General features: G+C 72.0%; 24 protein-coding genes. 6 read left to right on the top strand and 18 right to left on the bottom strand.

The window, feature by feature from the left end:
• Positions 1 to 46 precede the first annotated feature (46 nt).
• The 4 genes from ACAX67_RS03835 (at position 47) to ACAX67_RS03820 (ending at position 5,328) form a co-directional block, all read left to right on the top strand.
• A complete protein-coding gene (locus ACAX67_RS03835) occupies positions 47 to 1,327 on the top strand; it encodes an MFS transporter (protein ID WP_370702486.1) in 1,281 nt (426 codons plus the stop codon).
• A gap of 10 nt (positions 1,328 to 1,337) precedes the next feature.
• Positions 1,338 to 2,630 carry an MFS transporter gene (locus ACAX67_RS03830; RefSeq protein ID WP_370702485.1) on the top strand — a complete coding sequence of 431 codons (1,293 nt, stop codon included), beginning with the start codon at positions 1,338 to 1,340 and terminating at the stop codon, positions 2,628 to 2,630.
• A gap of 8 nt (positions 2,631 to 2,638) precedes the next feature.
• Positions 2,639 to 3,520, top strand: coding sequence for a 1,4-dihydroxy-2-naphthoate polyprenyltransferase (locus ACAX67_RS03825; RefSeq protein ID WP_370702484.1), 882 nt, complete (start codon positions 2,639 to 2,641; stop codon positions 3,518 to 3,520).
• Between the two features lie 92 nt (positions 3,521 to 3,612).
• Positions 3,613 to 5,328 (top strand): RCC1 domain-containing protein, encoded by a 1,716-nt coding sequence (locus tag ACAX67_RS03820; RefSeq protein WP_370702483.1) that lies wholly within the window; start codon positions 3,613 to 3,615, stop codon positions 5,326 to 5,328.
• Between the two features lie 6 nt (positions 5,329 to 5,334).
• Here ACAX67_RS03820 and ACAX67_RS03815 read toward each other — a convergent pair whose 3' ends face one another.
• Positions 5,335 to 5,631, bottom strand: a complete 297-nt coding sequence (locus ACAX67_RS03815) for a DUF4229 domain-containing protein (protein ID WP_370702482.1) — start codon at positions 5,629 to 5,631, stop codon at positions 5,335 to 5,337.
• A 78-nt stretch (positions 5,632 to 5,709) separates the two neighbouring features.
• On the opposite strand from ACAX67_RS03815, the gene ACAX67_RS03810 reads away from it, so the two are divergent.
• Positions 5,710 to 5,928 (top strand): hypothetical protein, encoded by a 219-nt coding sequence (locus tag ACAX67_RS03810; protein WP_370702481.1) that lies wholly within the window; start codon positions 5,710 to 5,712, stop codon positions 5,926 to 5,928.
• A gap of 93 nt (positions 5,929 to 6,021) precedes the next feature.
• Here the strand turns inward: ACAX67_RS03810 and ccsB are convergent, their stop codons facing one another.
• The 6 genes from ccsB to hemL all read right to left on the bottom strand — a co-directional run bounded on the left by ccsB (position 6,022) and on the right by hemL (position 12,029).
• Positions 6,022 to 7,059: a c-type cytochrome biogenesis protein CcsB gene (ccsB, locus tag ACAX67_RS03805; protein WP_370702480.1), complete on the bottom strand. Its 1,038-nt coding sequence runs from the start codon at positions 7,057 to 7,059 to the stop codon at positions 6,022 to 6,024.
• Positions 7,056 to 8,645, bottom strand: coding sequence for a cytochrome c biogenesis protein ResB (gene resB, locus ACAX67_RS03800; RefSeq protein ID WP_370702479.1), 1,590 nt, complete (start codon positions 8,643 to 8,645; stop codon positions 7,056 to 7,058). Before resB ends, ccsB begins: the two co-directional genes overlap by 4 nt.
• Positions 8,642 to 9,403 carry a cytochrome c biogenesis CcdA family protein gene (locus ACAX67_RS03795; RefSeq protein WP_370702478.1) on the bottom strand — a complete coding sequence of 254 codons (762 nt, stop codon included), beginning with the start codon at positions 9,401 to 9,403 and terminating at the stop codon, positions 8,642 to 8,644. The genes resB and ACAX67_RS03795 overlap by 4 nt, the downstream gene beginning before the upstream one ends.
• Complete coding sequence (locus tag ACAX67_RS03790; RefSeq protein ID WP_370702477.1) at positions 9,396 to 9,905, bottom strand: TlpA disulfide reductase family protein; 510 nt, start codon at positions 9,903 to 9,905, stop codon at positions 9,396 to 9,398. Before ACAX67_RS03790 ends, ACAX67_RS03795 begins: the two co-directional genes overlap by 8 nt.
• A gap of 71 nt (positions 9,906 to 9,976) precedes the next feature.
• Entirely contained in the window at positions 9,977 to 10,669 is a 693-nt protein-coding gene (locus ACAX67_RS03785; protein ID WP_370702476.1) for a histidine phosphatase family protein, read from the bottom strand.
• Position 10,670: 1 nt separating this feature from the next.
• On the bottom strand, positions 10,671 to 12,029 hold the full coding sequence (hemL, locus tag ACAX67_RS03780; RefSeq protein ID WP_370702475.1) for a glutamate-1-semialdehyde 2,1-aminomutase: 1,359 nt from the start codon (positions 12,027 to 12,029) through the stop codon (positions 10,671 to 10,673).
• 264 nt (positions 12,030 to 12,293) lie between these two features.
• Here hemL and ACAX67_RS03775 point away from each other — a divergent pair, with 264 nt between their 5' ends.
• A complete protein-coding gene (locus ACAX67_RS03775) occupies positions 12,294 to 13,496 on the top strand; it encodes a lytic transglycosylase domain-containing protein (protein WP_370702474.1) in 1,203 nt (400 codons plus the stop codon).
• Positions 13,497 to 13,564: 68 nt separating this feature from the next.
• Here the strand turns inward: ACAX67_RS03775 and hemB are convergent, their stop codons facing one another.
• From hemB to ACAX67_RS03720, 11 genes are all read right to left on the bottom strand, one after another.
• On the bottom strand, positions 13,565 to 14,548 hold the full coding sequence (gene hemB, locus ACAX67_RS03770) for a porphobilinogen synthase (RefSeq protein WP_370702473.1): 984 nt from the start codon (positions 14,546 to 14,548) through the stop codon (positions 13,565 to 13,567).
• A 126-nt stretch (positions 14,549 to 14,674) separates the two neighbouring features.
• Positions 14,675 to 16,345 carry a bifunctional uroporphyrinogen-III C-methyltransferase/uroporphyrinogen-III synthase gene (locus ACAX67_RS03765; RefSeq protein ID WP_370702472.1) on the bottom strand — a complete coding sequence of 557 codons (1,671 nt, stop codon included), beginning with the start codon at positions 16,343 to 16,345 and terminating at the stop codon, positions 14,675 to 14,677.
• Positions 16,342 to 17,346 (bottom strand): hydroxymethylbilane synthase, encoded by a 1,005-nt coding sequence (hemC, locus tag ACAX67_RS03760; RefSeq protein ID WP_370702471.1) that lies wholly within the window; start codon positions 17,344 to 17,346, stop codon positions 16,342 to 16,344. Before hemC ends, ACAX67_RS03765 begins: the two co-directional genes overlap by 4 nt.
• A complete protein-coding gene (locus ACAX67_RS03755; RefSeq protein WP_370702470.1) occupies positions 17,343 to 18,656 on the bottom strand; it encodes a glutamyl-tRNA reductase in 1,314 nt (437 codons plus the stop codon). The genes hemC and ACAX67_RS03755 overlap by 4 nt, the downstream gene beginning before the upstream one ends.
• Positions 18,653 to 19,360, bottom strand: coding sequence for a redox-sensing transcriptional repressor Rex (locus ACAX67_RS03750; protein WP_370702469.1), 708 nt, complete (start codon positions 19,358 to 19,360; stop codon positions 18,653 to 18,655). Before ACAX67_RS03750 ends, ACAX67_RS03755 begins: the two co-directional genes overlap by 4 nt.
• Before the next feature lie 88 nt (positions 19,361 to 19,448).
• Positions 19,449 to 19,859 carry a GtrA family protein gene (locus tag ACAX67_RS03745; protein ID WP_370702468.1) on the bottom strand — a complete coding sequence of 137 codons (411 nt, stop codon included), beginning with the start codon at positions 19,857 to 19,859 and terminating at the stop codon, positions 19,449 to 19,451.
• Positions 19,860 to 19,879: 20 nt separating this feature from the next.
• Complete coding sequence (locus ACAX67_RS03740) at positions 19,880 to 20,917, bottom strand: glycosyltransferase family 2 protein (RefSeq protein WP_370702467.1); 1,038 nt, start codon at positions 20,915 to 20,917, stop codon at positions 19,880 to 19,882.
• A 22-nt stretch (positions 20,918 to 20,939) separates the two neighbouring features.
• Positions 20,940 to 22,430 (bottom strand): hypothetical protein, encoded by a 1,491-nt coding sequence (locus ACAX67_RS03735; RefSeq protein WP_370702466.1) that lies wholly within the window; start codon positions 22,428 to 22,430, stop codon positions 20,940 to 20,942.
• Complete coding sequence (locus ACAX67_RS03730; protein ID WP_370702465.1) at positions 22,414 to 22,989, bottom strand: hypothetical protein; 576 nt, start codon at positions 22,987 to 22,989, stop codon at positions 22,414 to 22,416. The genes ACAX67_RS03735 and ACAX67_RS03730 overlap by 17 nt, the downstream gene beginning before the upstream one ends.
• A 27-nt stretch (positions 22,990 to 23,016) precedes the next feature.
• Positions 23,017 to 23,268 (bottom strand): glutaredoxin family protein, encoded by a 252-nt coding sequence (locus ACAX67_RS03725; RefSeq protein WP_370702464.1) that lies wholly within the window; start codon positions 23,266 to 23,268, stop codon positions 23,017 to 23,019.
• Positions 23,265 to 24,833, bottom strand: coding sequence for a class I adenylate-forming enzyme family protein (locus ACAX67_RS03720; protein ID WP_370702463.1), 1,569 nt, complete (start codon positions 24,831 to 24,833; stop codon positions 23,265 to 23,267). The genes ACAX67_RS03725 and ACAX67_RS03720 overlap by 4 nt, the downstream gene beginning before the upstream one ends.
• Between the last annotated feature and the right edge of the window lie 41 nt (positions 24,834 to 24,874).

Here is a 24,874-nt window from a genome sequence, read left to right as displayed (position 1 = left end):
GCTGATCCCACCGACTCCGCTGTCGCGCAGGCTCGCGACGCAGTCGATGCTGTTCTCGACCGGCGAGGGCGCGTTCAACACCGGGAGCGCGGTCTTCCTCACCCAGGTCGTCGGCATGACGGCCGCGCAGGTCGGTCTCGCGCTGACGCTCGTCGGCGTCGCCGAGTTCCTCTTCGCCTACCCCGCGGGCCGCATCGTCGACCGGCTCGGGCCCAAGCGGATGTGGGCCAGCAGCACGGTCGGTCGCGCGGCCTGCTTCGTCGCGCTGCCGTTCGTCGACGGCTTCCAGGAATACCTCCTGGTCGGCATCTTCTTCGCCGCCTTCGGTTCGGTGGGCGGCTCGAGCCACAACTCCTACGTGCTCGACGTGCTCCCGCCCGACGAGCGGGTCGAGACCCGCGCCTACATGTACTCTTCGCTCAACGTCGGCTTCACCCTCGGCGCAGCGATCGGCGGCGTCGCGCTGGCGACGGGCAGCCTCACCGTCGTGCGCTACACGCCGTTCTTCGCCGCGGCGCTCATGATGGCCAACGCGTTCTGGGTGAGCCGGCTGCCGGCCGCGCCCCACGACCTCCGGGTCGCCAGCGGCGAGCGTCGCGTCAAGCCCACGGGCCCCGGACCGATGCGCAACGTCGGCTGGCTGCTGACCAGCTTCTTCACCGGCACGCTCTGGACCAACCAGGTGCTGCTCAACGTGGTGATCCCGCTGTGGCTGGTCGAGGCGACCGACGCCCCGCACGTGCTGCTCGCCTGGCTGTTCGGCACCAACACCGTGCTGTGCATCTTCCTGCCGGCCTACACGGCGAAGGGGGTGCGCAACCTCGACGACGCCCGGCGCTACGTCTGGTGGTCGACGGGCTTCTTCGTGGTCTCCTGCATGATCACGATGGTCACGCACTCGACCGTCGGCCTGATCACGATCTTCCTCGTCTGGCTCGGCCACGTGACCGTGACGGGTGCCGAGCTCGCGATCTCGGGTGCTGGCTGGGCCTTCGAGGCCGAGCTGATGGACCCGCTGCGGCGTGGCGAGTACTCCGGCGTCGGCGAGGTCGCCCGCGCCCTCGGCGGTCAGTGGGCGCCGTGGCTCTACACCGGCCTCGCGATGTCGTGGATCGGCGGCGGCGAGGGCTGGCTGGTGATCGCGGGCATCATCGTCGTGGCCACCGTCGGCCTCGGGCCGTCGGTGCGGATGGCCGAGCGCTTCCGCGACACCCACTTCCCGCCCGAGGCTGTCGACGGCGCCGTCGCCGACGCGATCGAGGAAGGGGTAGACCTGGTCGCCGAGACCGGGCCGGGAGATGTCGACGTGAGGCCCGGACGCGCGTAGGCTTCTCTTGATGTCAAGATATCTTCCGGAACGCCTCGTCCGACTCGCCGGGCCCAACCCGCTCGTCCGGAGACTGTCGTCGCAGTCGGTGCTCTCGGCCTTCGGCGACGGGGTCTTCCTCACCGGCAGCGCGGTCTTCTTCACCCAGATCGTCGGCCTGTCGGCCGCCCAGGTCGGCCTGGGCCTGACGATCGCGGGTGTCGCGACCTTCGTCCTTGCGGTGCCACTGGGCAAGCTGAGCGACCGCTACGGCGCCAAGCGCGTCTGGGCGATCAGCTCCCTGGTCGAGGCGCTGCTCTACCTCGTCTGGCTCGAGATCGGCGGGATGGCCAGCTTCGTCCTGATGACGATCGGGCTCGAGCTGATCTCGACCGCGAGCCGCGCGGCCCGCAACGCCTACCGGTTCGACGTGTTCCCGCGCGAGGAGCGGGTCAGCTCCAACGCCTACTTCCGGGCCGCGCGCAACGTCGGCTACACCCTGGGCGCGCTGCTCGCGGGCATCGCGCTGGCCACCAACAACGACGACGTGGTGCGGATGGTCCCCGTCGTCACCGCGGTCCTGCTGCTGCTCAACTCCGTCCTGGTCGCGCGCCTGCCGCGCGCGACCCACCACGTCGAGGTCGAGCCGGTGCTCGAGACCGCTCTCGACGCGGTCATCGACGGAGTGACCGACGGGCCCGACCGCCGCAGCGCCCTGCGCAACCGCGGCTACGTCGCGATGTCGATCTTCGGCGGTGTGCTCGCCACCCACCAGGTGCTGCTCAACGTCGTCATCCCGCTGTGGCTGGTCGAGGAGACCGACGCCCCGCGGGTGCTCCTCGCCTGGCTGTTCGGCACCAACACGGTCATGGCGGTACTGCTCCAGGTCGCCGCCGCGCGCGGCATCACGACCGTCGACGACTCGCTGCGCGCCCAGCGCCGGGGCGCGTTCTTCTTCGTGCTGTCGTGCGGCATCGTCCTCGTCACCCACGACACGGTCGGCTGGATCACCATCGCGCTGGTCTGGCTCGGCCACGTCACGGTCACCGGTGCGGAGCTCTTCAACTCCGCCGGGGAGTGGGGTCTGCAGGCCGAGCTGTCCGACCCCGAGCGGCGCGGCGAGTACCAAGGCGTCTCCCAGCTCGGCTACACCCTGGGCTCGGTGTGGGCGCCGGCCCTCTACACGTTCCTCGCGATGTCGTGGGGCACCCCGGGCTGGATCGTGATCGCGGCGATCGTCCTGGTGGCCGCCGTGCTCATCCATCCGGCGGCGCGTGCTGCCGAGCGCCACCTGGCGTCACAGGGCATCGCCCAGCCTGCTTAGATCCTGAGGTGGCCACCCCCGCTCATTGGCTCGCCGGAGCCCGTCCGCGCACGCTCCCCGCGGCGGTAGCGCCGGTCCTCGCCGGCACCGGCGTCGCGGCGTACGACGACCAGCTGGTCGCGTGGAAGGCGCTGCTCGCCCTCGTGGTGAGCCTCGCGCTGCAGGTGGGCGTCAACTACGCCAACGACTACTCCGACGGCATCCGCGGCACGGACGACCAGCGGGTCGGCCCGCTCCGGCTCGTGGGGTCCGGCCTCGCGACGCCGTCCGCGGTGAAGCGGGCCGCGTTCCTCGCGTTCGGGGTGGCGGGCGCTGCGGGCCTGGTGCTCGCGGCCACCAGCGCCTGGTGGCTGGTCGCGGTCGGGGCCCTGTGCGTGCTGGCCGCCTGGTACTACACCGGCGGCTCCAAGCCCTACGGCTACCTCGGCCTCGGCGAGGTCATGGTCTTCGTCTTCTTCGGGCTCGTCGCGGTCGTGGGCACCACCTTCGTGCAGACGAAGGAGTGGGGAGACAGCGGCTGGCCGGCCCTCGTGGCAGGCGCCGGCGTGGGCGCCCTGGCCTGCGCGATCCTCGTCGCCAACAACCTGCGCGACATCCCGACCGACACCGTCTCGGGCAAGATCACCCTCGCCGTCCGGCTCGGCGACCGTCGTACGCGCGCCTTCTACGCCGTCCTCGTCGCCCTCGCCCTCGCCGCCCTCGTGGGCGTCGCGGTCCTCACCACGCCGTGGGCGCTCCTCGGGCTGGTGTTCCTCGCCCTCGCGCTGCCGGCGACCCGCGCGGTCCTCGGTGGGGCGCTCGGCCCCGGCCTGATCCCGGTGCTCCAGCAGACCGGTCTGGCCGAGCTGGTGTGGGCGCTGGGCTGCGCCGTCGGCCTGGCCGTGGCCTGAATCGAGCATCTTTTACTGTTCCGGCCCCCGGCCTGCGCTCCTCGCCTAGCGTGCCCAGGGTCCGACCCCGCGCTCCCAGAGGTCCTCCCCCCATGCCGTCACGCGTCCTCGCCGTCCTGTCCTCCCTCGCCCTGGCCGTGCTGCTGCTCGGCGCCGCACCTGCAGCGAGCCCGCCGGCGGGGGCCGCCGTCGTCGGCGGCTCGCCGGGCACGGCCACCGTGGGCGACCCCGCGGACAGCCCGCTCCCCCGCCTGGCCCTCACCGGCAACGGCGCCTGCGCCCTCCGCGCGGACGGCACCGCGAGGTGCTGGACCGACCAGGTCACGATCAGCCCGCCCAGCGGCATCTTCATCTCGATCGTCGGCGGCTTCCAGCACGTCTGCGGCCTGCGACCGAACCACACCGCGGCCTGCTGGGGCGACAACCTGTACGGACAGTCCAGCCCGCCGGCGGGCGTCTTCACCCAGCTCACGGCCGGCTTCCGCCAGACCTGCGGCCTGCGCGTGTCCGGCAAGGCGGTGTGCTGGGGTGACAACGAGTACGGCCAGTCCACGCCGCCGTCCGGTCGTTTCACCACGCTCAGCGCCAGCGCCCTCGACACCTGCGGTCTGCGGCCGAGCGGCGTCGCGGTGTGCTGGGGCGACAACAACCAGGGCCAGACCAACGAGCCGTCGGGGGCCTTCACCGGCCTGACGTCCAACTTTGCCACCATCTGCGGGCTCCGCCCGAACGGCGCCGGCGTGTGCTGGGGCAGCAACTTCAGCGGACAGGCGACCGTGCCCGCCGGGACCTACGCCGCCATCGCCAGCGGTGCCCAGCACACGTGCGCCATCCGGATCGACCGCACCCTCAAGTGCTGGGGCAGCGACCAGCTCGGGCAGGTGCACCGGGCTCCGGGAGGGAAGTTCGAGACGATCGTCGCCGGCGGTCAGCACACCTGCGCGGTCCGGGTGGACGGCGGTCTCGCGTGCTGGGGCACCGACCAGAGCGACGTGACCTTCCCCCCGGCGGGCACCTACACCACCGCCGCGGTGAGCGCGGGCCAGGACAGCTCGTGCGGCATCGACGTCGACGGCACCCTCGAGTGCTGGGGCGCGGGGACCGATCCGGTGGTCACCGAGGAGCCGACCGGCGCCTTCTCGTCGCTCTCCGACGGCGGCGGTCACGCGTGCGCGGTGCGCGACGACGGCCGGGTGCGCTGCTGGGGCAGCAACACGTACGGCGAGAGCACGGCTCCCGTGCTCAACGCCACGCAGGTGTCTGCGGGCGGCGACCACACCTGCGCGCTGAAGACGACCGGCGCCCCGGTCTGCTGGGGCCGCGATGCCGACGGTCAGGCAACGCCCCCCACGGGCGTGCTCGCCCAGGTCTCCGCCGGCACCTCGCACACCTGCGGGCTGCGCCTGAACGGCACCGCCGAGTGCTGGGGGTCGGACACGAGCGGCCAGGCCACGCCGCCGGTGGGCACGTTCGCGCAGGTGTCGGCCGGGGACCAGCACACCTGCGGTCTCCTGCTCACGGGCACCGTCGACTGCTGGGGCACCGACGCCCTGGGCCAGACCGACGCGCCGGCGGGCGTCTTCACCGACATCAGTGCCGGCGACGACCACACCTGCGGGATCAGGATCAACGGCACGATCGCCTGCTGGGGCGACTCGACGTTCGGCAGGACGACCGCTCCGACCGGGACCTACCTGTCGGTCAGCGCCGGCAACGACCACACGTGCGCCCTGCGGACCGACGGCGTCGTCGTGTGCTGGGGACGCAACCAGTCCGGCCAGACGGACGTGCCTGCTGCGCTCGGGTGAGAGCGGTCAGTCCACGTCCTCGCGGGTGCGCTGGGCCTCCATCTTCTGGGTGACCTTGGCCGCGCGCGTCTCGACCTTGGCGGCGAAGCGCTCGCGCTGGCGGCCCAGCAGGAAGTACGACGCGATGCCGCTCAGCACGAAGGCGATGATGACCGACCAGAAGATGGCCTTGTCGACGTCGCCGCTGACCAGCGTGGAGACGTCACCACCACTGATCGCCAGCAGCCAGATGCCCAGCACGATCGCGAACGAACCGGCGAACAGACCGATCCGCATCAGGGTGTAGACCCAGAACTCCTTCACCCCTCCAGGGTAGGTGGACCGTGCGGACTGTTCTCAATCCGTGACCCCACCCCACCACCGACGATCTACGCTGGAGGGGTGCTGAAGCTCTTGGTGGTCGTCGTGGTCTTCGCGGCCGTGACGTACTTCGTCACCCGGGCTCTGCAGGAGCGCGGCGTGGGCGCACGCCCGAGCATCCCCCGGCCGCACGTCCCCAAGCGCCCGAGCCCGCCGGCGCGGCCCGTGGCACCGGACGACGACGAGGAGTTCCTCCGCGACCTCGACCGGAAGCGGCTCAACCCGCCCGAGGACGGCTGAGCGTCGGGCTGGTCGGCCGCCCGATCGTTTCCCGAGGGATGCAGCCGAAGACTGCTTCCCCGTGCGGATTCGACCTGGGAACCGGGCGTCCGGCTACATCCCTGGGGAGACGGATGTCCGCGCGACGACCTCGTGCCTCGCCGGCACCTGCTCGAGCGCGTACGAGTGCTGGCTCGTGGTCGAGAAGTAGTTGATGCCGATGAAGTTGAACCACAGCGTGCCGAGCCCGACCAGGGCCAGGATCGCGGCGTTGCGGCCCTTCCACCCGGCGGTCGCCCGCGCGTGGAGGTAACCGGCGTAGACCACCCAGGTGATGAACGCCCAGACCTCCTTCGGGTCCCAGTTCCAGTAGCGCGACCACGCCTCGTGCGCCCAGATCGGGCCGGTGATCAGCACGGCGAACGTCCAGACCGGGAAGGCGAAGGCATGCACGCGGTAGGCGATCTTGTCGAGGGTGACGAGGTCGGGCACCCGCCCGAGCCAGCCGCGCGTGGCCTTCTCGCTGTCGCCGGCGCGCGACTTGACGAGATAGACGATCGAGGTGATGCCGCCGACCGTGAACGCGCCGGTGGCGATCGCGGCGGCGACCACGTGGATCACCAGCCAGTAGGAGTTGAGGGCCTCGCGCAACGGCTGCACCGGCTCGTGGAGCCAGATCACGGCGACCATCAGGATCGTCAGCACGAAGCCGACGACGAGCGGGGCCATCCAGTTGAGCTTGAAGCGGCGGTAGAGGCCGAGGTACATCGCGGCGACGATGAACGTGCCGGTCGTCGTGAACTCGTACATGTTGCCCCACGGCACCCGGTTGGGGTCCGCGGCCATGCCGCGGCCGACGAGCGCGACGAGGTGCGCGGCGGCCGCGATGCAGGTGACGAGGAAGCCGAGCCGGCCCAGGAAGGCGACCCGCTCCGCCGTCGTACGACGGCCCGGCTGGTCCGGCGCGGGCGCCGGAGCGGCCTCGGGGTCGGCCCCGGCGGCGTCGCCGGCGCCGACCAGCGCGGCCTCGCGCGGCGCCACCTGACGCAGCGCGGCCCACTCGGCCAGGTGGACGAGCAGCGCGACGAAGTAGGCGAGCCCGGCCGCTGCGATCGCCTGGTTGCTCAAGGTCTCCCATGCACCGTCGGTCACGTGGGGGGCTCCTTCTCGTTGCGTAGTGCTGCGACGATGCCGGTCAGCACGGGGTCGAGGTCACCGTTGCCGGACCGGTCGAGACCGGCGACCTCGACGACCGTCCTTGCCATTGTGTCCCCGGGGTCCGCGTCGGTCCCAGTCGCGGTCACCCTGCGGGCGCGCACCCAGACCCGCCGGGGCCGCACGTAGAGCGAGCAGCACAGGCCGATGAGCGCGAGGACCACGCCGAGAAGAGCGATCCTCTTGCCCGGCGTCTGGCTGATCTGCACCCGGATCCAGGGCTCGACGCCGTCGAAGGTCACCGTGCCGAGGCCGTCGGGCAGCTTCACCTTGTCGCCGACGCGCAGGTCGAGGCGGAACGGCTTGCCGTCCTTCTTCAGCACCTGCTTCGTGTGGTCCTTGTCGAGGACGTAGACCGACTGCGGCGTGCCCGAGTCGAGGCCGAGGTCGCCGGTGTAGACGAGCAGGGACACGAGGGGGTCGATGTCCTCGGGGAAGACCGACACCGGGTCGCCCTTGTAGAGCCGGAACGTCGGGTAGAGCAACCCCTCGAGCCCGATCTGCCCGGGCTCGGCGCTCGGCGCCTTGATGACGCCGTAGGACACGAAGCTCTCGTCCTGGGGGAGGAAGACGGTCGGCCCGGTGTAGGCGATGTTGCCCTGGCCGTCGCGGATCGTGACGACCGGCGCGTAGCCATGGCCGATCAGGAAGACGTCGGTCTTGCCGATCGAGAGCGGGTGGTTGACCTTGAGGTCGTAGCTCTTCTCGGCGCTGTCACCGTCGTGGTAGCTCAGCGCGGCCTGGAACCCGCGCGCCGTGCCGGCGCCGGCCCCCCTCTTGAGCCAGTCCACCTTGAAGTCGTCGACGGTGAAGTCGAAGTCGTTGAGCTGCTCGGGGGTGAAGAGACCGCCCGGATCGAAGTCGTCGTACTGCGTGAGGCTGTTGCTGAAGGTCGAGTCCTTCACCAGGATCACGCCGCCCTGGTAGCCGAACAGCCCACCGACCGCGAAGCCCGCGAGCACCACCAGCACCGAGAGGTGGAAGAGCAGGTTGCCGGCCTCGCGCAGGCGGCCACGCTCGCCGCTGACCGCGTCGGGCTCGGCCTCCTTGCGCAGCCGGTAGCGCTTGCCGAGCACCTCGCGCGCCCGGGCCAGGACCTCCTCGGGCGAGGCGTCGGTCTCGTAGGACCGGTGGTCGGGCAGCCGCGACAGGTTCTTCGGTGCGGCGGGCGGCTGCGCGCGCAGTGCCTTCCCGTAGACCACGAGGCGCGGCACGATGCAGCCGACCAGCGACAGCACCAGCAGGAGGTAGATCGCCGAGAACCAGATCGAGTCGTAGACCGAGAAGAGGTCGAGCTTCTCGTAGATCGGCGCGAGCTGGGTGTGCTCCTGCTTCCAGCGCGTCACCGCGAGGGCGTCGACACCGGACTGCGGGATGACCGACCCCGGGATGGCCGCCAGGGCGAGGAGCAGGAGCAGGACGAGCGCCGTGCGCATCGACGTCACCTGGCGCCAGGTCCAGCGCACCAGCTCGCGCGCGGTCAGCTCGCCCCGGCTGACGGGGCGCTGCTCGGGCTCGCTCATACAGGCGTCTCCCCATAGTCCACCAGCTGCAGCTGCACCCACTGGACCAGGTGGTCCCACCAGCCGAAGATCATCGCCAGCCCGAGCGCGACGAGGAAGCCGCCGCCGATCCGCATCACCCACACCTGGTGGCGGCGCACCCAGGCGAGCGCGCCGAGGGTGCGGCGGTAGGCGAGCCCGGCGACGATGAACGGGATGCCGAGACCGAGGGCGTAGCAGAGCGAGAGCACGGCGCCGCGGGCCACGGTGGCGTCGGTGTAGGTGAGGTTGACGATCACGCCGTACGTCGGCCCGATGCACGGCGTCCACCCGATGGCGAAGAGCGCGCCGATCACCGGCGCCGCGCCGAGGCCGACGGACGGGATCTTGTGGATCCGCCAGTCGCGCTGCAGCCACGGGAGCAGACCCGAGAAGACCAGGCCGAGGACGACGAGCAGCACGCCGAGGACGATCGTGATCTCGTCCTGCCAGCTGCGCAGGGAGGCGCCGACGCTCCCGAACGCGGCCCCCACGAGCACGAAGACGACGGCGAAGCCCAGCACGAAGAGCGTGGAGCCGAGCAGCATCCGGCCCCGGTGACGCGAGGCCTCACCGGCGGCGAGGTCGGCGCCGGAGAGACCGGTCGCGTAGGACAGGTAGCCCGGCAGCAGCGGGATCACGCACGGCGAGAAGAACGACACGAGGCCGGCCACCATCGCCACCGGCACGGCCAGCGCGAGCGAGCCCGCAGCCGCCTGGGTCTGGAACCACTCACCCATCGGTGCCCTCGGCGATGAGGCCCTTCACCAGCGTGAGCAGCGTGGTCTCCGAGGGGATGTCGCCGCTGATGAGGACCGCGACCCGCCCCTGGTCGTCGAGGATCGCGGTCGACGGCGTGGACGCCGGCCGGTAGCGGCCGAACTCGTCAAGGGTCTCGCTGCCGGGGTCGTAGAGCGAGGGGTAGTCGACCCCGAGCTCGCGCTCGTAGGCAGCGGCCGTCTCGGGGGAGTTGTCGCGGATGTTGATGCCCACGAACGCGACGTCCTTGGCCGGGAGCTGGTCCTGCGCGTCGACCAGCATCGGCATCTCCGCGCGGCACGGACCGCAGCCCGACCACCAGACGTTGACCACGACGACCTTGCCCTGCAGGTCGGTGAGGTCGAGCTTGCCGCCGTCGACGGTCACCCCTCTGGCGTCGACCGCGTCCCCGCGGTCCTGCGCCTGCACCTCGGTGACGTTGCCGGTGCCGGGCACGTAGTCCTTGTCCCCGGTGCCGAGCACGTCGGTGCAGCCGGTGAGCAGGGCTCCGAGCGCCAGCGGAGCGAGGAGGCGGGCAGCGCGGGACGTCGCGGTCAGGACGGATCCCCCTCGGGCCGTTCCTCGACCGGGGCGTCGCCCGCGGAGAACGGAGCGCTGCGGTCGCCCTTCGGGATCAGCTCGATCGCGGGCTCGGAGTAGCTGACCTGCGCGATCCGGTCGTCCACGAAGTGGAAGGAGGTCACCGAGCAGAGCGTGCACTTGCGCTTCCGCGGGTCGTGGAGGAACGAGCGGCCCTCGGCGTGCAGCCGGGTCGTCCAGATGGGCAGCTGGTGGGAGACGAGGACGCCCTCGTGCCCGGCCGCGTCCCGTCGTACGTCGTGGATGGCGGCCATCATCCGGGTGACGATCTGCTTGTAGGGCTCGCCCCACGACGGCCGGAACGGGTTGTAGAGGTAGCGCCACAGCAGCGGGTTGCGCAAGGCGTTGTTGCCGCGCCCGAAGGTGTGGCCCTCGAAGCGGTTGGTGGACTCGATCACCCGCTCGTCGAGCCCGACCTCGAGGCCGAGCTTCTCGGCGAGCGGCGCGGCGGTCTCCTGGGCGCGCTCGAGCGGGGAGGACCGGAGGACGGTGACGTCGCGCTCGGCCAGGGTCTCTGCCGTGCGCGCGGCCATCGCCCGCCCGAGGTCGGAGAGGTGAAAGCCGTCACGGCGCCCGTAGAGCACGCCCTCGGGGTTGTGCACCTCCCCGTGGCGGACGAGGTGGACGATCGTGTCGGGGGTGGCCATCTCAGTTGTCTCCGGAGGTCGCGGCAGCGGCTGCTGCCTGGGCGGCGGTCGGGAGGGCGTCGAGCACGGCCTGGACGGCGCGCTCGTCGTGGGCGGCCGAGACGAACCAGGCCTCGTAGGCCGACGGGGGCAGGTGCACGCCCTGGTCGAGCATCGCGTGGAAGAACGCGGCGTACGCCGCCACGTCGGTGCGCGACGCCCCCGCGAAGTCGCGCGCCGGCTCGTCGGTGAGGAAGACCGAGAACATCGAGCCGGTCGACTGGATCACGTGCGGGAGACCTGCCGCCGTGAACGTCTCGGCGACGGCGGCGCGGAGGGTGTCGGCGACCGCGTCGAGGTGGGCGTAGACCTCGGGGGTCGCGAGCCGCAGTGTGGTGAGGCCGGCTGCCGTGGCGATCGGGTTACCGGACAGGGTGCCGGCCTGGTAGACCGGCCCGTCGGGGGCGAGGGCGGCCATCACGTCGGCGCGACCGCCGAACGCGGCGGCGGGCAGGCCGCCACCCATGACCTTGCCGAAGGTGACCAGGTCGGGCCGCCAGCCCTCGACGGCGCCGTCGGTGCCCCACTGACCGCTGCGCGAGACCCTGAACCCGGTCATCACCTCGTCGCTGATGAACAGCGCGCCGTGGGCGCGGCAGGTCTCGGCGAGGAAGGCGTTGAAGCCGGGCTCGGGAGGTACGACGCCCATGTTGCCGGGCGCCGCCTCGGTGATCAGGCACGCGATCCGGTCGCCGTGCTCGGCGAAGACGGCCTCGACCGCCGCGCGGTCGTTGTAGGGCAGCACCAGGGTGAGCGCGGTGGACGACTCCGGCACGCCCGGGGTCCCGGGGATCGAGAAGGTGGTCAGGCCCGAGCCGGCCGAGGCCAGCAGCGCGTCGAGGTGACCGTGGTAGCAACCGGCGAACTTCACGACCACGTCGCGGCCGGTGAAACCGCGGGCGAGCCGGATGGCGGACATCGTCGCCTCGGTGCCGGAGGAGACCAGCCGCACCTTGTCCACCGGCGTCCGGGCGATGATCTCCTCGACCAGCGCCACCTCGCCCTCGGTGGGTGTGCCGTACGACGTCCCGCGGGCCACCGCCGACTGCACGGCGGCCACGACGTCCGGGTGGGCGTGCCCCAGCAGCATCGGGCCCCAGGAGCAGATCAGGTCGACGTACTCGTTGCCGTCGACGTCGGTCAGCCAGGCACCCTGCGCCGACCGGATGAAGCGCGGCGTGCCGCCGACCGCGTTGAAGGCCCGGACCGGGGAGTTCACCCCGCCCGGCGTGACCGCGCGAGCCCGCTCGAAGAGCGCCTCGGACCCGGTCGCCGACCCGATCTGCTGCGCGGCGGAGCCGGGGGTCGGAGCGGGAGTCACCGGGCCATTCTCCCTGATCGGCGAAGCCCATTACGCCCCGGGGCCGCTCTGTGGCACGCGCCACGCCGGTGCACGGCGCGTTCGGGAGAGATTTTCAGGGTGTGACACCCGTAACGCGGGTATGACACCATTCGTTCAGTTGTTGTCGCACCCGTGGGAGCAGGCGCGACGCCACGGCGGGTCCAGGTACTGGGGAGAGGCCCGCGTGACCGAGTTACGGGGCCCGTAGGGGCCGGGGAGAGAGTACAAATGTCGAGGAAACGTTTGGGACGGCTGCAACGCGCCGCCACCATCATTCCCCTGGCACTTCTGTCGGCGGCCTGGACCGCGAGCGTGGCCGGCATCGGCGGGATCACTCCCCCCGTGTCCGCCGAGCAGGGCCCCGACACCTCGCTCGACGACGGCACCAGCGTGCCGTCCGAGGCCATCGAGGCGCCCGCGAGCGTCTCCGACCCGAGCGACCTCAGCTCCGACGGCAACACCCAGCAGATCGTCGCCACCGCGTCGACCAACCAGATCCCGTCGGCCGCCCTCGCCGCCTACCAGCGCGCCGAGGCCGTCATCAACAAGGCCGACAAGAGCTGCCACCTCACCTGGCAGCTCGTCGCCGCGATCGGTCGCGTGGAGTCCAACCACGGCCGCGCGCACGGCAGCGTCCTCGATAACGACGGCGTCGCCCGCCCCGGCATCTACGGCAAGGCGCTCAACGGCCGCAACGGCACGAAGGCGATCAGCGACACCGACGCCGGCCAGTTCGACCGCGACGCGAAGTGGGACCGCGCGATCGGCCCCATGCAGTTCATCCCGTCGACCTGGTCGATCGTGGGCGTCGACGCCGACGGTGACGCGAAGCGCAACCCGCAGGACATCGACGACGCGGCCCTCGCCACGGCGGTCTACCTCTGCTCCGGCAAGGACGACCTGTCGACCACGATGGGCCAGCGCTCGGCGGTCTACCGCTACAACCACAACCAGTCCTACGTCGACCTGGTCCTGGACATCATGGACGCCTACCTCGAGGGCGACTTCACCACGATCCCCAACAACACGCTGTCGGCCGGCTACATCGTGCCGGAGGCGCCCAGCTACAACCCGGGCACCCACAACGGCGCGGACACCCCCCAGCACCTCCAGCCCGCCGGTTCCGACGACGACGGCGGCTACACCCCGCCCACCGACGGCTCCACCGACCCGGGCACGGACCCCGGCACCGACCCGGGCACGGACCCCGGCGGCAACAACGGTGGTGGCGGCCTGGGCGGCAACGGTGGTCTCCTCGACCCGGGCGGCAACAACGTGCCCGACACCGGCACCCAGCTCGACGAGCCGCTCGAGCAGCTCATCGACGGTCTCCTGGGTCCGCTCAACCAGACCGTGGTCAAGCTGCAGTGCCGGCTGAAGTACCCGCTGCCGACGCAGGTCACGCAGTACAACAACTGCGTGACGTCCTACGGACTCACCCCGTGACGTCCTAGCCCGACCAGCACGAAGGCCCCGGATCATCGATCCGGGGCCTTCGTCGTCCTCCGGACGACTCAGCGCAGCAGGCCGGCGGCCTCGGTCGCCCAGTAGGTGAGGATCACGTCGGCCCCCGCGCGACGGATGGCCGTGAGCGTCTCCAGGATGGCGGCGTCACGGTCGATCCATCCGTGGGCGGCCGCGGCCTCGACCATGGCGTACTCGCCGCTGACGTTGTAGGCCGCCACGGGGACGTCCACCGCGTCGCGCACCTGCCGCAGCACGTCGAGGTAGGCCAGCGCGGGCTTCACCATCACCATGTCGGCGCCCTGCTCGACGTCCATGACCGCTTCCCGCACGCCTTCGAGAGCGTTGCGGGGGTCCTGCTGGTAGGTGCGCCGGTCGCCCTCGAGCGAGGAGTCCACGGCCTCGCGGAAGGGGCCGAAGAAGGCCGAGGCGTACTTCGCGCCGTAGGCGAGGATGCCGGTGTCGGTGTGCCCGACCGCGTCGAGCGCGGCCCTGATCACCGCGACCTGCCCGTCCATCATGCCGCTGGGGCCGACCAGGTCGACACCGGCCTCGGCCTGCGCGATCGCCATGTCGGCGTACGCCGCCAGCGTGGCGTCGTTGTCCACCCGGCCGTCAGCGGCGAGGACCCCGCAGTGCCCGTGGTCGGTGAACTCGTCGAGGCACAGGTCGCCCATCACGACCACCGCGTCGCCGACCTCGGCGGCCACCTCGCGGATGGCCACGTTGAGGATGCCTCCCGGGTCGAGCGCCCCCGAGCCGACCGCGTCCTTGGTCTCCGGGACCCCGAAGAGCATCACGCCCTTGATGCCCGCTTCGGCCGCCTCGGTGACAGCCTTGAGGAGCGACTCACGGGAGTGCTGGACCACGCCCGGCATCGACGTGATCGGCTGGGGCTCCGTGAGCCCCTCCCGCACGAACAGCGGCAGCACCAGCTGTCGCGGCCGCAACGTCGTCTCCGCCACCAGCTCCCGCATCGCCGCAGTCGTCCGCAGCCTGCGCGGACGTACGACGGGCGGTTGGATCTCGCTCATGGGTCCCATTGTCGCGCACCATCAGGAATCCCCGGTCGACCGGGGAAACTGCCACTTGTCGGCCTTTGCAAACCCCCGCAAGTGCAGGAATCCCCGGCGGACCGGGGATTCCTGTGACGGGTGTGACTACTCAGCCCGGCGGCGCCGCCCCGAGGCCTTGCGGTCGCTGGGCTTGGTGACCGGCTCGCCGGCCTCGACCAGGGCCTGGCGGCGGGCGGCACCGAAGTCGGCGAGGGCGTCGACCAGGACGTCGACGTCGGGCTTGGAGGCCATCACGTCGACGCGCAGGCCGTGCTCCTCGGCAGTCTTGGCGGTCGCGGGGCCGATGACGGCGATGACCGTCGACGGGTGCGGCTTGCCGGCGATGCCGACCAGGTTGCGCACGGTCGAGGACGAGGTGAAGACGACGGCGTCGAACTTGCCGGTCTTGATCGCGTCGCGGGTCGGAGCCGGCGGCGGAGCCGCCCGGACCGTCCGGTACGCCGTCACGTCGTCGCACTCCCAGCCCAGGTCGATCAGGCCGGCCACGAGGTTCTCGGTGGCGATGTCGGCGCGCGGCAGGAAGACCCGGTTGATCGGGTCGAGCTGCTCGTCGTACTCGGGCCAGTCCTCGAGCAGGCCGGCGGCCGACTGCTCGCCCGACGGCACCAGGTCGGCGCGCAGGCCCCAGGCGGCGATCGCGGCGCCGGTCTTCTCACCCACGGCGGCGATCTTGAGGCCGGAGAAGGCACGGGCGTCGAGGCCGTACTCCTCGAACTTCTCGCGCACCGCCTTGACGGCGTTGACCGAGGTGAAGGCGATCCACTCGTAGCGGCCCTCGACCAGGCCGCGCACGGCCTTGTCCATCTGCTGCGGGTTGCGCGGCGGCTCGACGGAGATCGTCGGCACCTCGTCGGGCACGGCGCCGAAGTGGCGCAGCCGGTCGGACAGCGAGGCGCTCTGCTCCTTGGTGCGGGGCACCAGCACCCGCCAGCCGAAGAGCGGCTTGGTCTCGAACCACGACAGCGCCGAACGCAGGTCGACGACCGGGCCCACGACGGTGATGGCCGGCGGGGCGACCCGCGCGGCGCGAGCGTCGGCGGCGATCCTCTCCAGCGTGGAGGTGACGGTCTGCTGCTCGGTGGTCGTGCCGACGCGGGTCATCGCGACCGGCGTCTCGGGCGAGCGGCCCGCGGCGATCAGGCTCTTGGCGATGTCGCCGATCTGGCCGACGGCCGAGAGCAGCACCAGCGTGGGCGTGCCGCTGTAGCGGGTCCAGTCGACCCGGTCGCCGCAGGTGACCACGGCGACCTCACGGTGGTCCTTGGTGGTGAGCGGGATGCCGGCGTACGCCGGGACCGCGGACACCGACGAGACGCCGGGGACGACCTCGAAGCAGAGGCCGGCCTTGGCGACCGCCTGCGCCTCCTCGGGACCGGAGGCGTAGAGGAACGGGTCACCGCTGAGCAGGCGTACGACGCGCAGCCCGCGCTTGGCCTGCTTCACCACGACCTTGGCACGCGCCGCGTGGGTGAGCGGCTGGCCGTCCTCGCCGAAGCCGCCGTCGACGACCTCGGGACCGCCCTCGTCGCCCTCCGACCACCCGCGGAGCCGGGCGACCAGGTCGAGGTGCTCGGGCGCCTCGGTGATCAGCACGTCGGCGTCCTCGATCAGCCGCAGCGCGCGGACGGTGAGCAGCTCGGGGTCACCGGGGCCGGTGCCGACGAAAGCCACGCCGGCGGCGCGGCTGGTGGGGGCTGCTGACTTGGCAGCGGAGGCAGCCTTGGTGGCTGACTGGGCTGTCTTGGCTCGCGTCATGCGTCATGCACCTCTGTCGATCCTGCGGTGGGGGCGGCGTTGTCAGTGGGAGTGGGAGGGGCGGAGCGGAGCTCGTCGGCACCCTCGTCGAGCAGGTCCTGGGCCAGCTGCGCCCCCAGGCGGGCGGCAGCGGCGCGGTCGGTCAGCGGGGCGGACGCGGAGCGTCGGATGGCCAGCGTGCCGTCGTCGGAGAGGACGACCGCGCGCAGCCACAGCTCCGGGCCGTCGTCGCCCTCGGCGACGTCGGCCAGCGCTCCGATCGGGGCGGAGCAACCGCCCTCGAGGGTGGCCAGCGTCGTGCGCTCGGCGAGCACGGCAGCGTGGGTCGTGGGGTCGTCGAGCGCGGCGAGCAGCTCGACCAGCGCGTCGTCGGCGCGGCACTCGATCGCGAGCGCACCCTGCCCGGGGGCGGGGAGCACCTGCAACGGGTCGAGCACCTCGGTCACCTCGTCGAGGCGCCCGATCCTCGCGAGTCCGGCACGTGCCAGCACCACAGCGTCAACCTCTCCTGCCCGCACCTTGCCGATCCGGGTGTCGACGTTGCCACGGATGCCCACGACGTCCAAACCGAGGCCGAGTGCGTGCAGCTGGGCGGCGCGCCGGGGCGAACCGGTGCCGACCCTGCTGCCCGCGGGCAGCTCCCCCAGGGTGAGGCCGTCGCGAGCGACGACGACGTCGCGCGGGTCCTCGCGCTCGGGTACGGCGGCCAGCGCGATGCCGGGCTCGGGGTAGGTGGGCAGGTCCTTGAGCGAGTGCACGGCCAGGTCGACGTCGCCGCGCAGCAGCGCCTCGCGGAGGGCCCCGACGAAGACGCCCGTCGAGCTGCCCTGCAGCGGGGTGCCGGCGGCCTGGGTGCGGTCGCCGTCGGTCGTGATCTCGACGAGCTCGGTCTCCACGCCGAGCCGGTCGCGCACCAGCGCGGCGACGTGCTCGCTCTGCGTGGTGGCCAGGAGGCTCCGGCGGGTGCCGATGCGCAGCGTGCGGCGCTCCGTGACGGTCATGGCTGGCCCTCCTCGGGCACGCCGATCGGCCGGGTGACGGCGTCGACGGCCTCGGGGTCGAGCGCGAAGAGCTCGGCCAGCGCGGCGGCGTACGACACCGCCCCCTGCTCGTTGGCCAGCTCCTTGACCCGCACGGTGGGCTCGTGGAGCAGCTTGTCAGCGACCCGTCGTACGGCCTGCCGGACCTCCTCGCGGACGTCGTCGGGCAGGTCGGGAAGCCTGCTCTCGAGGCGGGTCATCTCGGCGTCGACGACGGAGGTGGCCATCGAGCGCAGCGCGACCACGGTCGGCGTGACGCTGGCCTGGCGGCGGGCCGCGAGGAACGCGGTCACCTCCTCGCCGAGGATCCGGCGCACCTCCAGCACCTCGACGCCGCTTTCGCCGTCGTGCAGGGCCTCGGCGAGCTGCGCGAGCCCCACCAGCGTCACTCCCGGCAGCTCGCCGGCCGCGGGGTCGACGTCGTGCGGGAGCGCCAGGTCGATGATCGCCAGCGGCCGGTCGCCCACCTCGGCGCGCGCCCGCGCCAGCAGGTCGCGCCCGATCAGGGTGCCGGCCGACCCCGTGCACGTGATGAGTACGTCGGCCGAACCGACCTGCTCGCTGAGCCCGGCCATGGGCACCGCATGCGCGTCGTACTGCGCGGCGAGGCGCTGGGCGCGCCCGAGGGAGCGGTTGACCACGGAGACCCTGCGTGCGCCCATCCGGGTGACGGTCGCGGTGGCGAGGCCGGCCATCGCGCCGGCACCGACGATGACCACGTCCTTGTCGCGGACCGAGCCGGTCGGGCCGTCGACCTGGCCGAGGGCCGCGGTCACGAGCGTCGGCGCGACCTGGTCGATCGCCGTCTCGGCGCGGGTGCGCTTGCCGACGCGCAGCGCCTGCTGGAAGAGCGTGTTGAGGGCGGGCCCGATCGTGCCGAGCTCCTGGCCGCGCCGCAGGGCCTCGCGGGTCTGGCCGAGGATCTGGCCCTCGCCGACGGCCATCGAGTCGAGGCCGGCCGCGACCTGGAAGAGGTGGGAGATGGCACCGTCGTCGTAGTGCACGTAGAGGTGCGGCAGCAGGGCCTCGGTGGTCTCCCCCGCGCGCTCGACGAGCAGCCGCGACAGGGACTCGACGCTGCCGTGGAACCGGTCGACCTCGGTGTAGATCTCCACGCGGTTGCACGTGGAGATCACCGTCGCCTCGGTGACGTGCTCGCACGACGAGGCGTCGGCGATCAGCTTCTGGACGCCGTCGTCGTCGAGGGCGACCCGCTCGAGGAGGGAGACGGGTGCGGAGTTGTGGGAGATGCCCACCACCAGGACGCTCACTGGTCACCTCCGACGGCCGCCGGCATGTCGGGCAGGTCGTCCCGGGCGTGCTCGTGGGCCTTGCGCTGCTCGTGGTAGGCCAGGATCTGCAGCTCGATCGACAGGTCGACCTTGCGCACGTCGACGCCGTCGGGCACCGAGATCACGGCGGGAGCGAAGTTCAGGATGCTGGTGACCCCGGCCGCGACCATCCGGTCGGCGACGTCCTGGGCGGCGGCCGCGGGCGTGGCGATCACGCCGATCGCGACGGCGTGCTCGCTCGCGATGGCCTCGAGGTCGTCGAACGGGCGCACCTGCACGCCGGCGACGAGCTCCTCGTGGCGCTCGGGGTCGGCGTCGAGCAGCGCGACGACCCGGAAGCCGCGGCTACGGAACCCGGAGTAGTTGGCGAGCGCGTGACCGAGGTTGCCGATGCCGACGATGACGACGGGCCAGTCCTGGGTCACCCCGATCTCGCGGGCGATCTGGTAGCGCAGGTAGTCGACGTCGTACCCGACGCCGCGGGTGCCGTAGCTCCCGAGGTAGGACAGGTCCTTGCGGAGCTTGGCGCTGTTGACGCCGGCCGCCGAGGCGAGGTCCTCGCTGGAGCAGGTGCGGATGCCGCCCTCGGCCAGCGCGGTGAGCGCCCGCAGGTAGACGGGCAGACGCGCGACGGTGGCCTCGGGGATGACCCGGGCCGACTCGCTCGAAGTCCGTGCGGTCACAGCTCTTCTTTCCAGCTGCACTCACGGCGGGCGCAGCGGGACCAACTTTAGGAGTTTGTGAATCCGCGAACAAATCACCGAGCGCCGTTCAGTCGAGCGCTGTGAGCGGGTCGACCTCCTGATGTGTGACAGGCCACACGACGAGCCGGTAGGCGGCGAAGTTCAGGACCAGGCTGCAGGCGATCGAGGCGAGCTTGGCGATCGCCAGCTCGAGGTCGCCGTCGTCGAGCCCGTGGCCGAGCACCCAGAGCCAGCCGTGGATCAGCAGCGGTTGCGCCACCCACATGACCGCCCCGGTGGTCGCGACGAACAGGCCGGCCTGGCGCAGGGTCAGCCGCTCGGCACGGAAGGTGAACAGCCCGTTGACCACGAAGCTGAAGACCATGCCGGCGCTGGAGGAGCAGAAGTTGGCCAGCGTGATGCCGAGCCGGTCGTGCAGGGCCAGGAAGAGCGCCCAGTCGATGGCGGTGTTGCACACCCCAACCCCGGCGAACCGCACCGCGGTCCAGGGGACGCGCTTCAGGAGAGCCCCCCGGGGTCGTCCTGGCCCATGTCGCGGTGCCGGCGCGGGGTCGGCGGGGCGCCGTCGCGGGCCACGAGCGCCAGGGAGTAGAGCGGGCGGTCCTGCGCCTCGACGTAGACGCGGCCGACGTACATCCCCATCACGCCCATCATGATCAGCTGGATGCCGCCGAGCAGGAACATGCCGACGCCGAGGAACGCCCACCCAGGCACCGAGCGGTCGGGCTCGAAGATCCGGACGCCGAGCACGTAGATCGCGAGCAGCACGCTCAGCAGCGAGATGAAGATGCCGAGGCGGCTGATCATCCGCAGCGGCGCGGTCGAGAATCCCAGGATGCCGTGGGCCGCGAAGCTGAGCATCTTGCGCAGGGGGTAGCCGGTCTCGCCGGCGTGGCGCTCGTCGCGGTCGAAGAGCAGCGCCTCCTGCCGGAAGCCCACGTTGGCCACGATGCCGCGCAGGAAGCGGCCGTGCTCGCGGTAGCGGGCCACCTCGGTGACCACCTTGGCGTCCATCAGCCGGAAGTCGCCGACGTTGCGCGGGATCTCGATCGAGGCGAGCCGGTCGAGCGCCCAGTAGAACGCGAAGGCCGTGCTGCGCTTGAACAAGGTGTCCTTGCGGCTGCGTCGCTCGCCGTAGACGACGTCGACGCCGTCCTCCCACATCGTGATCATGTCGACGCTGACCGACGGCGGGTCCTGGAGGTCGGTGTCCATCACGATGACCGCGTCTGACCCGCCGTCCTCGGCGACGAGGTCGAGGCCGGCGGTCACGGCGAGCTGGTGCCCGAAGTTGCGGGAGAGCGAGAGCACGGTGACCCGCGGGTCGGAGGCGCGCAGGTCGAGCAGCCTCTCGAGCGAGGCGTCGCGGCTGCCGTCGTCGACGTAGACGAACTCGAAGTCGAGGTCGCCGCGCCGAGCCGTCGCCCCCGTGAGCGCCTCGTGGAAGGCCGCGATGTTGTCCTGCTCGTTGAACACCGGCAGCACGTAGGAGATCCGGCCCCGCGCCGAGCGGTCCTGGTCAGTCGGATCGGGCATGCGGGCCACCCTAGTGCGGCCCTCAGACCGCGAGCACGCCGAGGACGACCAGCACCAGGCCGAAGAAACCGGCGAGCGCGACCTGGATCGGCCGGAGCCACCGCCCGAGCGTCGCGTCGGTGCCGCTGAGGTGCTCGCGCTCCTTCTCCCGGTCACGGCGACGCACCTGGTGCTCCCGGACGAATCCCGCGGCGGCGACCATGAAGAGCGGTCCGGCCGTGGTCCAGTAGCGCGATCCGGCGACGTGCACGAACGGCTGGACGAAGAGGGTGAGCAGGCTCAGCTTCGTGAGCGTGTCGAGGATCTGCGCCTCCAGCGACCTGCGCTGCACGAAGAGCATCGAGACCAGCATCAGCAGGAACCACGGCACGTAGTAGACGTACGTCGCCCCGAACACCACGCCCTCGGAGACCTTGCCGAGCGTGCTCCGGCCCTCGGGAGGGGTGAGGTAGCGGACGAAGTTCGCGGGCACGAAGAAGTAGGAGCCGATGTTCCACCAGGTCTGCCGCGCGTAGTGCTCCGTGGTGACGTCGCGCAGGGCGTAGTCGGACATCTGCTTCTCGACGTCGACCTCGGACTCGCCGGTCGCCCGGCCGACCTCGCGGGCGTAGCGCAACGGCCGGAACCACAGGAAGCTGTCGGGGTCGCAGCGACCGAAGCAGACCTGCTCCCGGTCGCCGAAGGTGTTGGCGAGCGAGATGGGCACGGTCGTCGTCGTGACGACCCGCGTGCCGAGGGTGTCGGACGCCGCGATCGACCACGGCGCGAGCAGGACGAGGAAGACGACACCGGCCAGGCCTGCCGCGCCCAGCGCCCGCCAGCGCTGCACGCCCTTCAGGAGCACCAGCGCGGCCAGCAGCGTGATCCCACCCAGGACCGCCAGCACGATCGAGGTGCTCGAGCGCAGGTAGAGCACCGCGGTCGCCAGCAACCCGAGCTGCAGCGCCTCCTTGAGTGCCGGCGGCTCCCCCGCCCGGAAGCGCCGCAGCATGTCGACCACGTGGGCGACGAGCACGATCAGCACGATGCCGCTGGGCGGGTCGCCGTACGCCGTGAAGGACATGAAGATCCAGCTCGGCAGGAGGGCCGGGAAGGCGACGAGCAGGGCGGCGTAGCCGGGGCCGAGCCGCTTGCGCACCGAGCGCACCGCCCACAGCAGGAGCAGCAGGTTGGCGAGGCCGAGGTAGCCGCGGCAGGCCCAGTCGGCGGCGTCGGGGCAGACCACGAACAGCGGGGCCATCAGGATCGCCATGCCCGGCATGAACCACCCCGAGGCGACCACGTTGTGCCGAAGCTCGGCACCGTCGGGGCTGTGGAAGGCGAAGACGTCGCGGACCAGGTTGGACAGCGCCCGGGCGCCGTCGTAGTACTGCTGCTCGTCGTTGTAGGCCGGCGCGTGCATGGCCAACGGGAAGATGAGGACCTTGAGGACGACGTGCGCGGCGATCAGCCAGACCAGGGCCACCTCCGGACGCGGCAGCCGGGCCGTGACCCGGTCAACGAGCCCGGTCATGGGCATCACTCTCGACGTCGTAGTCGGGCGGCCACCGCTTGGTCGCCTTCGGGTCGCTGCACACAGGATCGTCCTTGGCCGCCCGCACCACGGGCAGGTCGAGCTCGAAGGTCCCCCGCACGAGGGAGTCGGCCGCGATCCCCGGAAGCTGCTGGACGCTCACCCGCACCACCTGGGCACGGTCGTGGACGGCCCCACGCCGGCGGAGCACGGCGTCGTACGGCGCCGGGCGGCCGGACGCGATGAACCCGGCGTCCTCGAAGTCGCCGACGATGGCGTCCAGCGCGGCAGGGGCGTCGATCTCGTCGTACTGCCCGACCAGCCGGCGGCGCCGCTCCCCGTCGACCTCGACGTCGCCGTCGCGGCGGACCTGGTCCGCGAAGGTCAGGTGGGCACCACCGGGCAGCGGGAAGCAGCCCGTCGCCAGCGCGTCGTCGGGCAGGCGCGGGCGGTAGTCGCCGGTCGGCTCCGCCCGGCCGAAGCGGTGGCTGAGCAGCAGCACGACGAGGACCACTGCGGTCCCCGCGAGCGCGACCGTGCGCCGCCCCATGCCCGTCACGGCGCCGACCTTAGAGGGTGGGAGCGCTCATCCGGCGAGGGCCCTCCGGAGGCGGACGGGATCCACCCGCCAGAAGTCGTGCTGCCGCCCGTCGACGAAGGTCACCGGGATCTCGTGGCCGAACCGCTCCTGCAGCGTCGGCTCGTCGTCGATGGACATTTCGGCGTAGCTCTCGCCGAGCTCGGCGCAGACCTGCTCGATGATCGCGCGGGCGTCGTCGCACAGGTGGCAGCCGGGCCGGGAGTAGAGGGTGACCCGCGCGTCCGTCGCGCCGCTCATTCGAGGATGCCCAGCCCGCGCCGGCGGTCCTGCCCGCGGAGCCGTCCCTTCTGCACCTTGCCGGTCACGGTGTGGGGGAGCTGCGGGACGACCTCGAGCCGGGTGGGCCGCTTGAAGCGCGCCAGCCGGTCCTCGCAGTGCGCCTCGACCGCGGCGGCCACGGCGGCCGGGTCGGCGTCGGGGTCGGACGGTACGACGTAGGCGACCACCGCCTCGCCGGTCAGCTCGTCCTCGGCACCGATGACGGCCGCCTCGCGGACGCCCGGCGCCTCCCCGAGCACGGCCTCGACCTCGGTCGGGTAGACGTTGAAGCCGGAGACGATGATCAGCTCCTTGACCCGGTCGACCAGGTGCAGGTCGCCGGCCCTGTCGAGGACGCCGACGTCGCCGGTGGACCACCAGCCCTCCTCGTCGGGGCCGTCGGCACCGTCGGGCCAGTAGCCGCTGAAGAGGTTGGCGCCGCGGATCTCGATCTCGCCCGGGTCGCCGAGGTCGGCGCCGCCGAGCGGCACCCGGTCGTCGTCGACGAGGCGGAGGTCGATGCCGTCGAGCGGGGCGCCGACCGACCCGGGCTCCGGCGCCGCCGAGGTCAGCGTCGTCGTCACCACGGGGGCGGCCTCGGTGAGCCCGTAGCCCTGGTGGACCGGGATGCCGGTGCGCCCGCTGAACTCCTCGATCACCTCTGCGGCCAGCGGCGCGGAGCCGGACAGCACCAGCCTGACCGGCCCGAGACGCTCCTCCAGCGCCTCCACCGAACGCCAGTGGGCGAAGACGGGCGGAGCCACCGGGACCACGCTGCAGGCCTCGTCCTCGATCAGGTCCAGCGTCCCCTCGGGGTCGAAGCGCTCGGCGAGGACCAGCTTGGCGCGGTGGCGCAGCACCCCGCCCAGCACCGCGTTGAGGCCGTAGACGTGGAAGAGCGGCACCACGCCGAGGACGACGTCGTCGCTGTGGATCATCGGCGGCTCGACGCGCGCCACCTGCTCGACGTTGGCGAGCAGGGCGCGGTGGGTCAGCATCGCGGCCCGGGGCAGCCCCGACGTGCCGCTCGTGTAGAGCAGCACCGCCAGCTTCTCCGGGTCCTGCAGCTGCGGCAGGTCGCGCGGCTCGGCGGCCCGCAGGTCGTCGTACGACTGCTCACCGGCGAGCGGCGACCCGCCGATGAGGACGGTGCCCACCGTGCGCCCGTCGTCGTGGGCCCCCGCGACCGCGGCACGCACGGCCTCGACCGTGTCGCCGTCGGCGACCGCCAGGCGCGCCCCCGAGTCGGCCAGCATCCGGGTCAGCTCCGAGGTCGTCGACCCCGGGTTGACGGGTACGGCGACGGCCTGGGCGCGCAGCACGCCGAGATAGGTCGTCACGAACTCCAGGCGGTTGCCGACCGCGATCAGCACCCGGTGGCCGGCGACGACGCCCGCATCGCCCAGTCCCGTCGCCACCCGGGACACCTCCGTGTCCAGGTCGTTCCAGGTCATGCCCCGGCCACCCGCCTCGACGACCGCCCAACGCTCGCCCGCCTCGGCCGCAGCGGTCGCCACGAGGGCTGCCACGTCGGGAACAGACATGCGCCCGATAGTACGCAGGTCACGCGTCCTGCCTCAGCCCT

Origin of the sequence: Nocardioides candidus, assembly GCF_041321175.1 — a bacterium.
Lineage (GTDB): Bacteria > Actinomycetota > Actinomycetes > Propionibacteriales > Nocardioidaceae > Nocardioides.
This window is presented reverse-complemented; position numbering and strand designations above follow the sequence as displayed.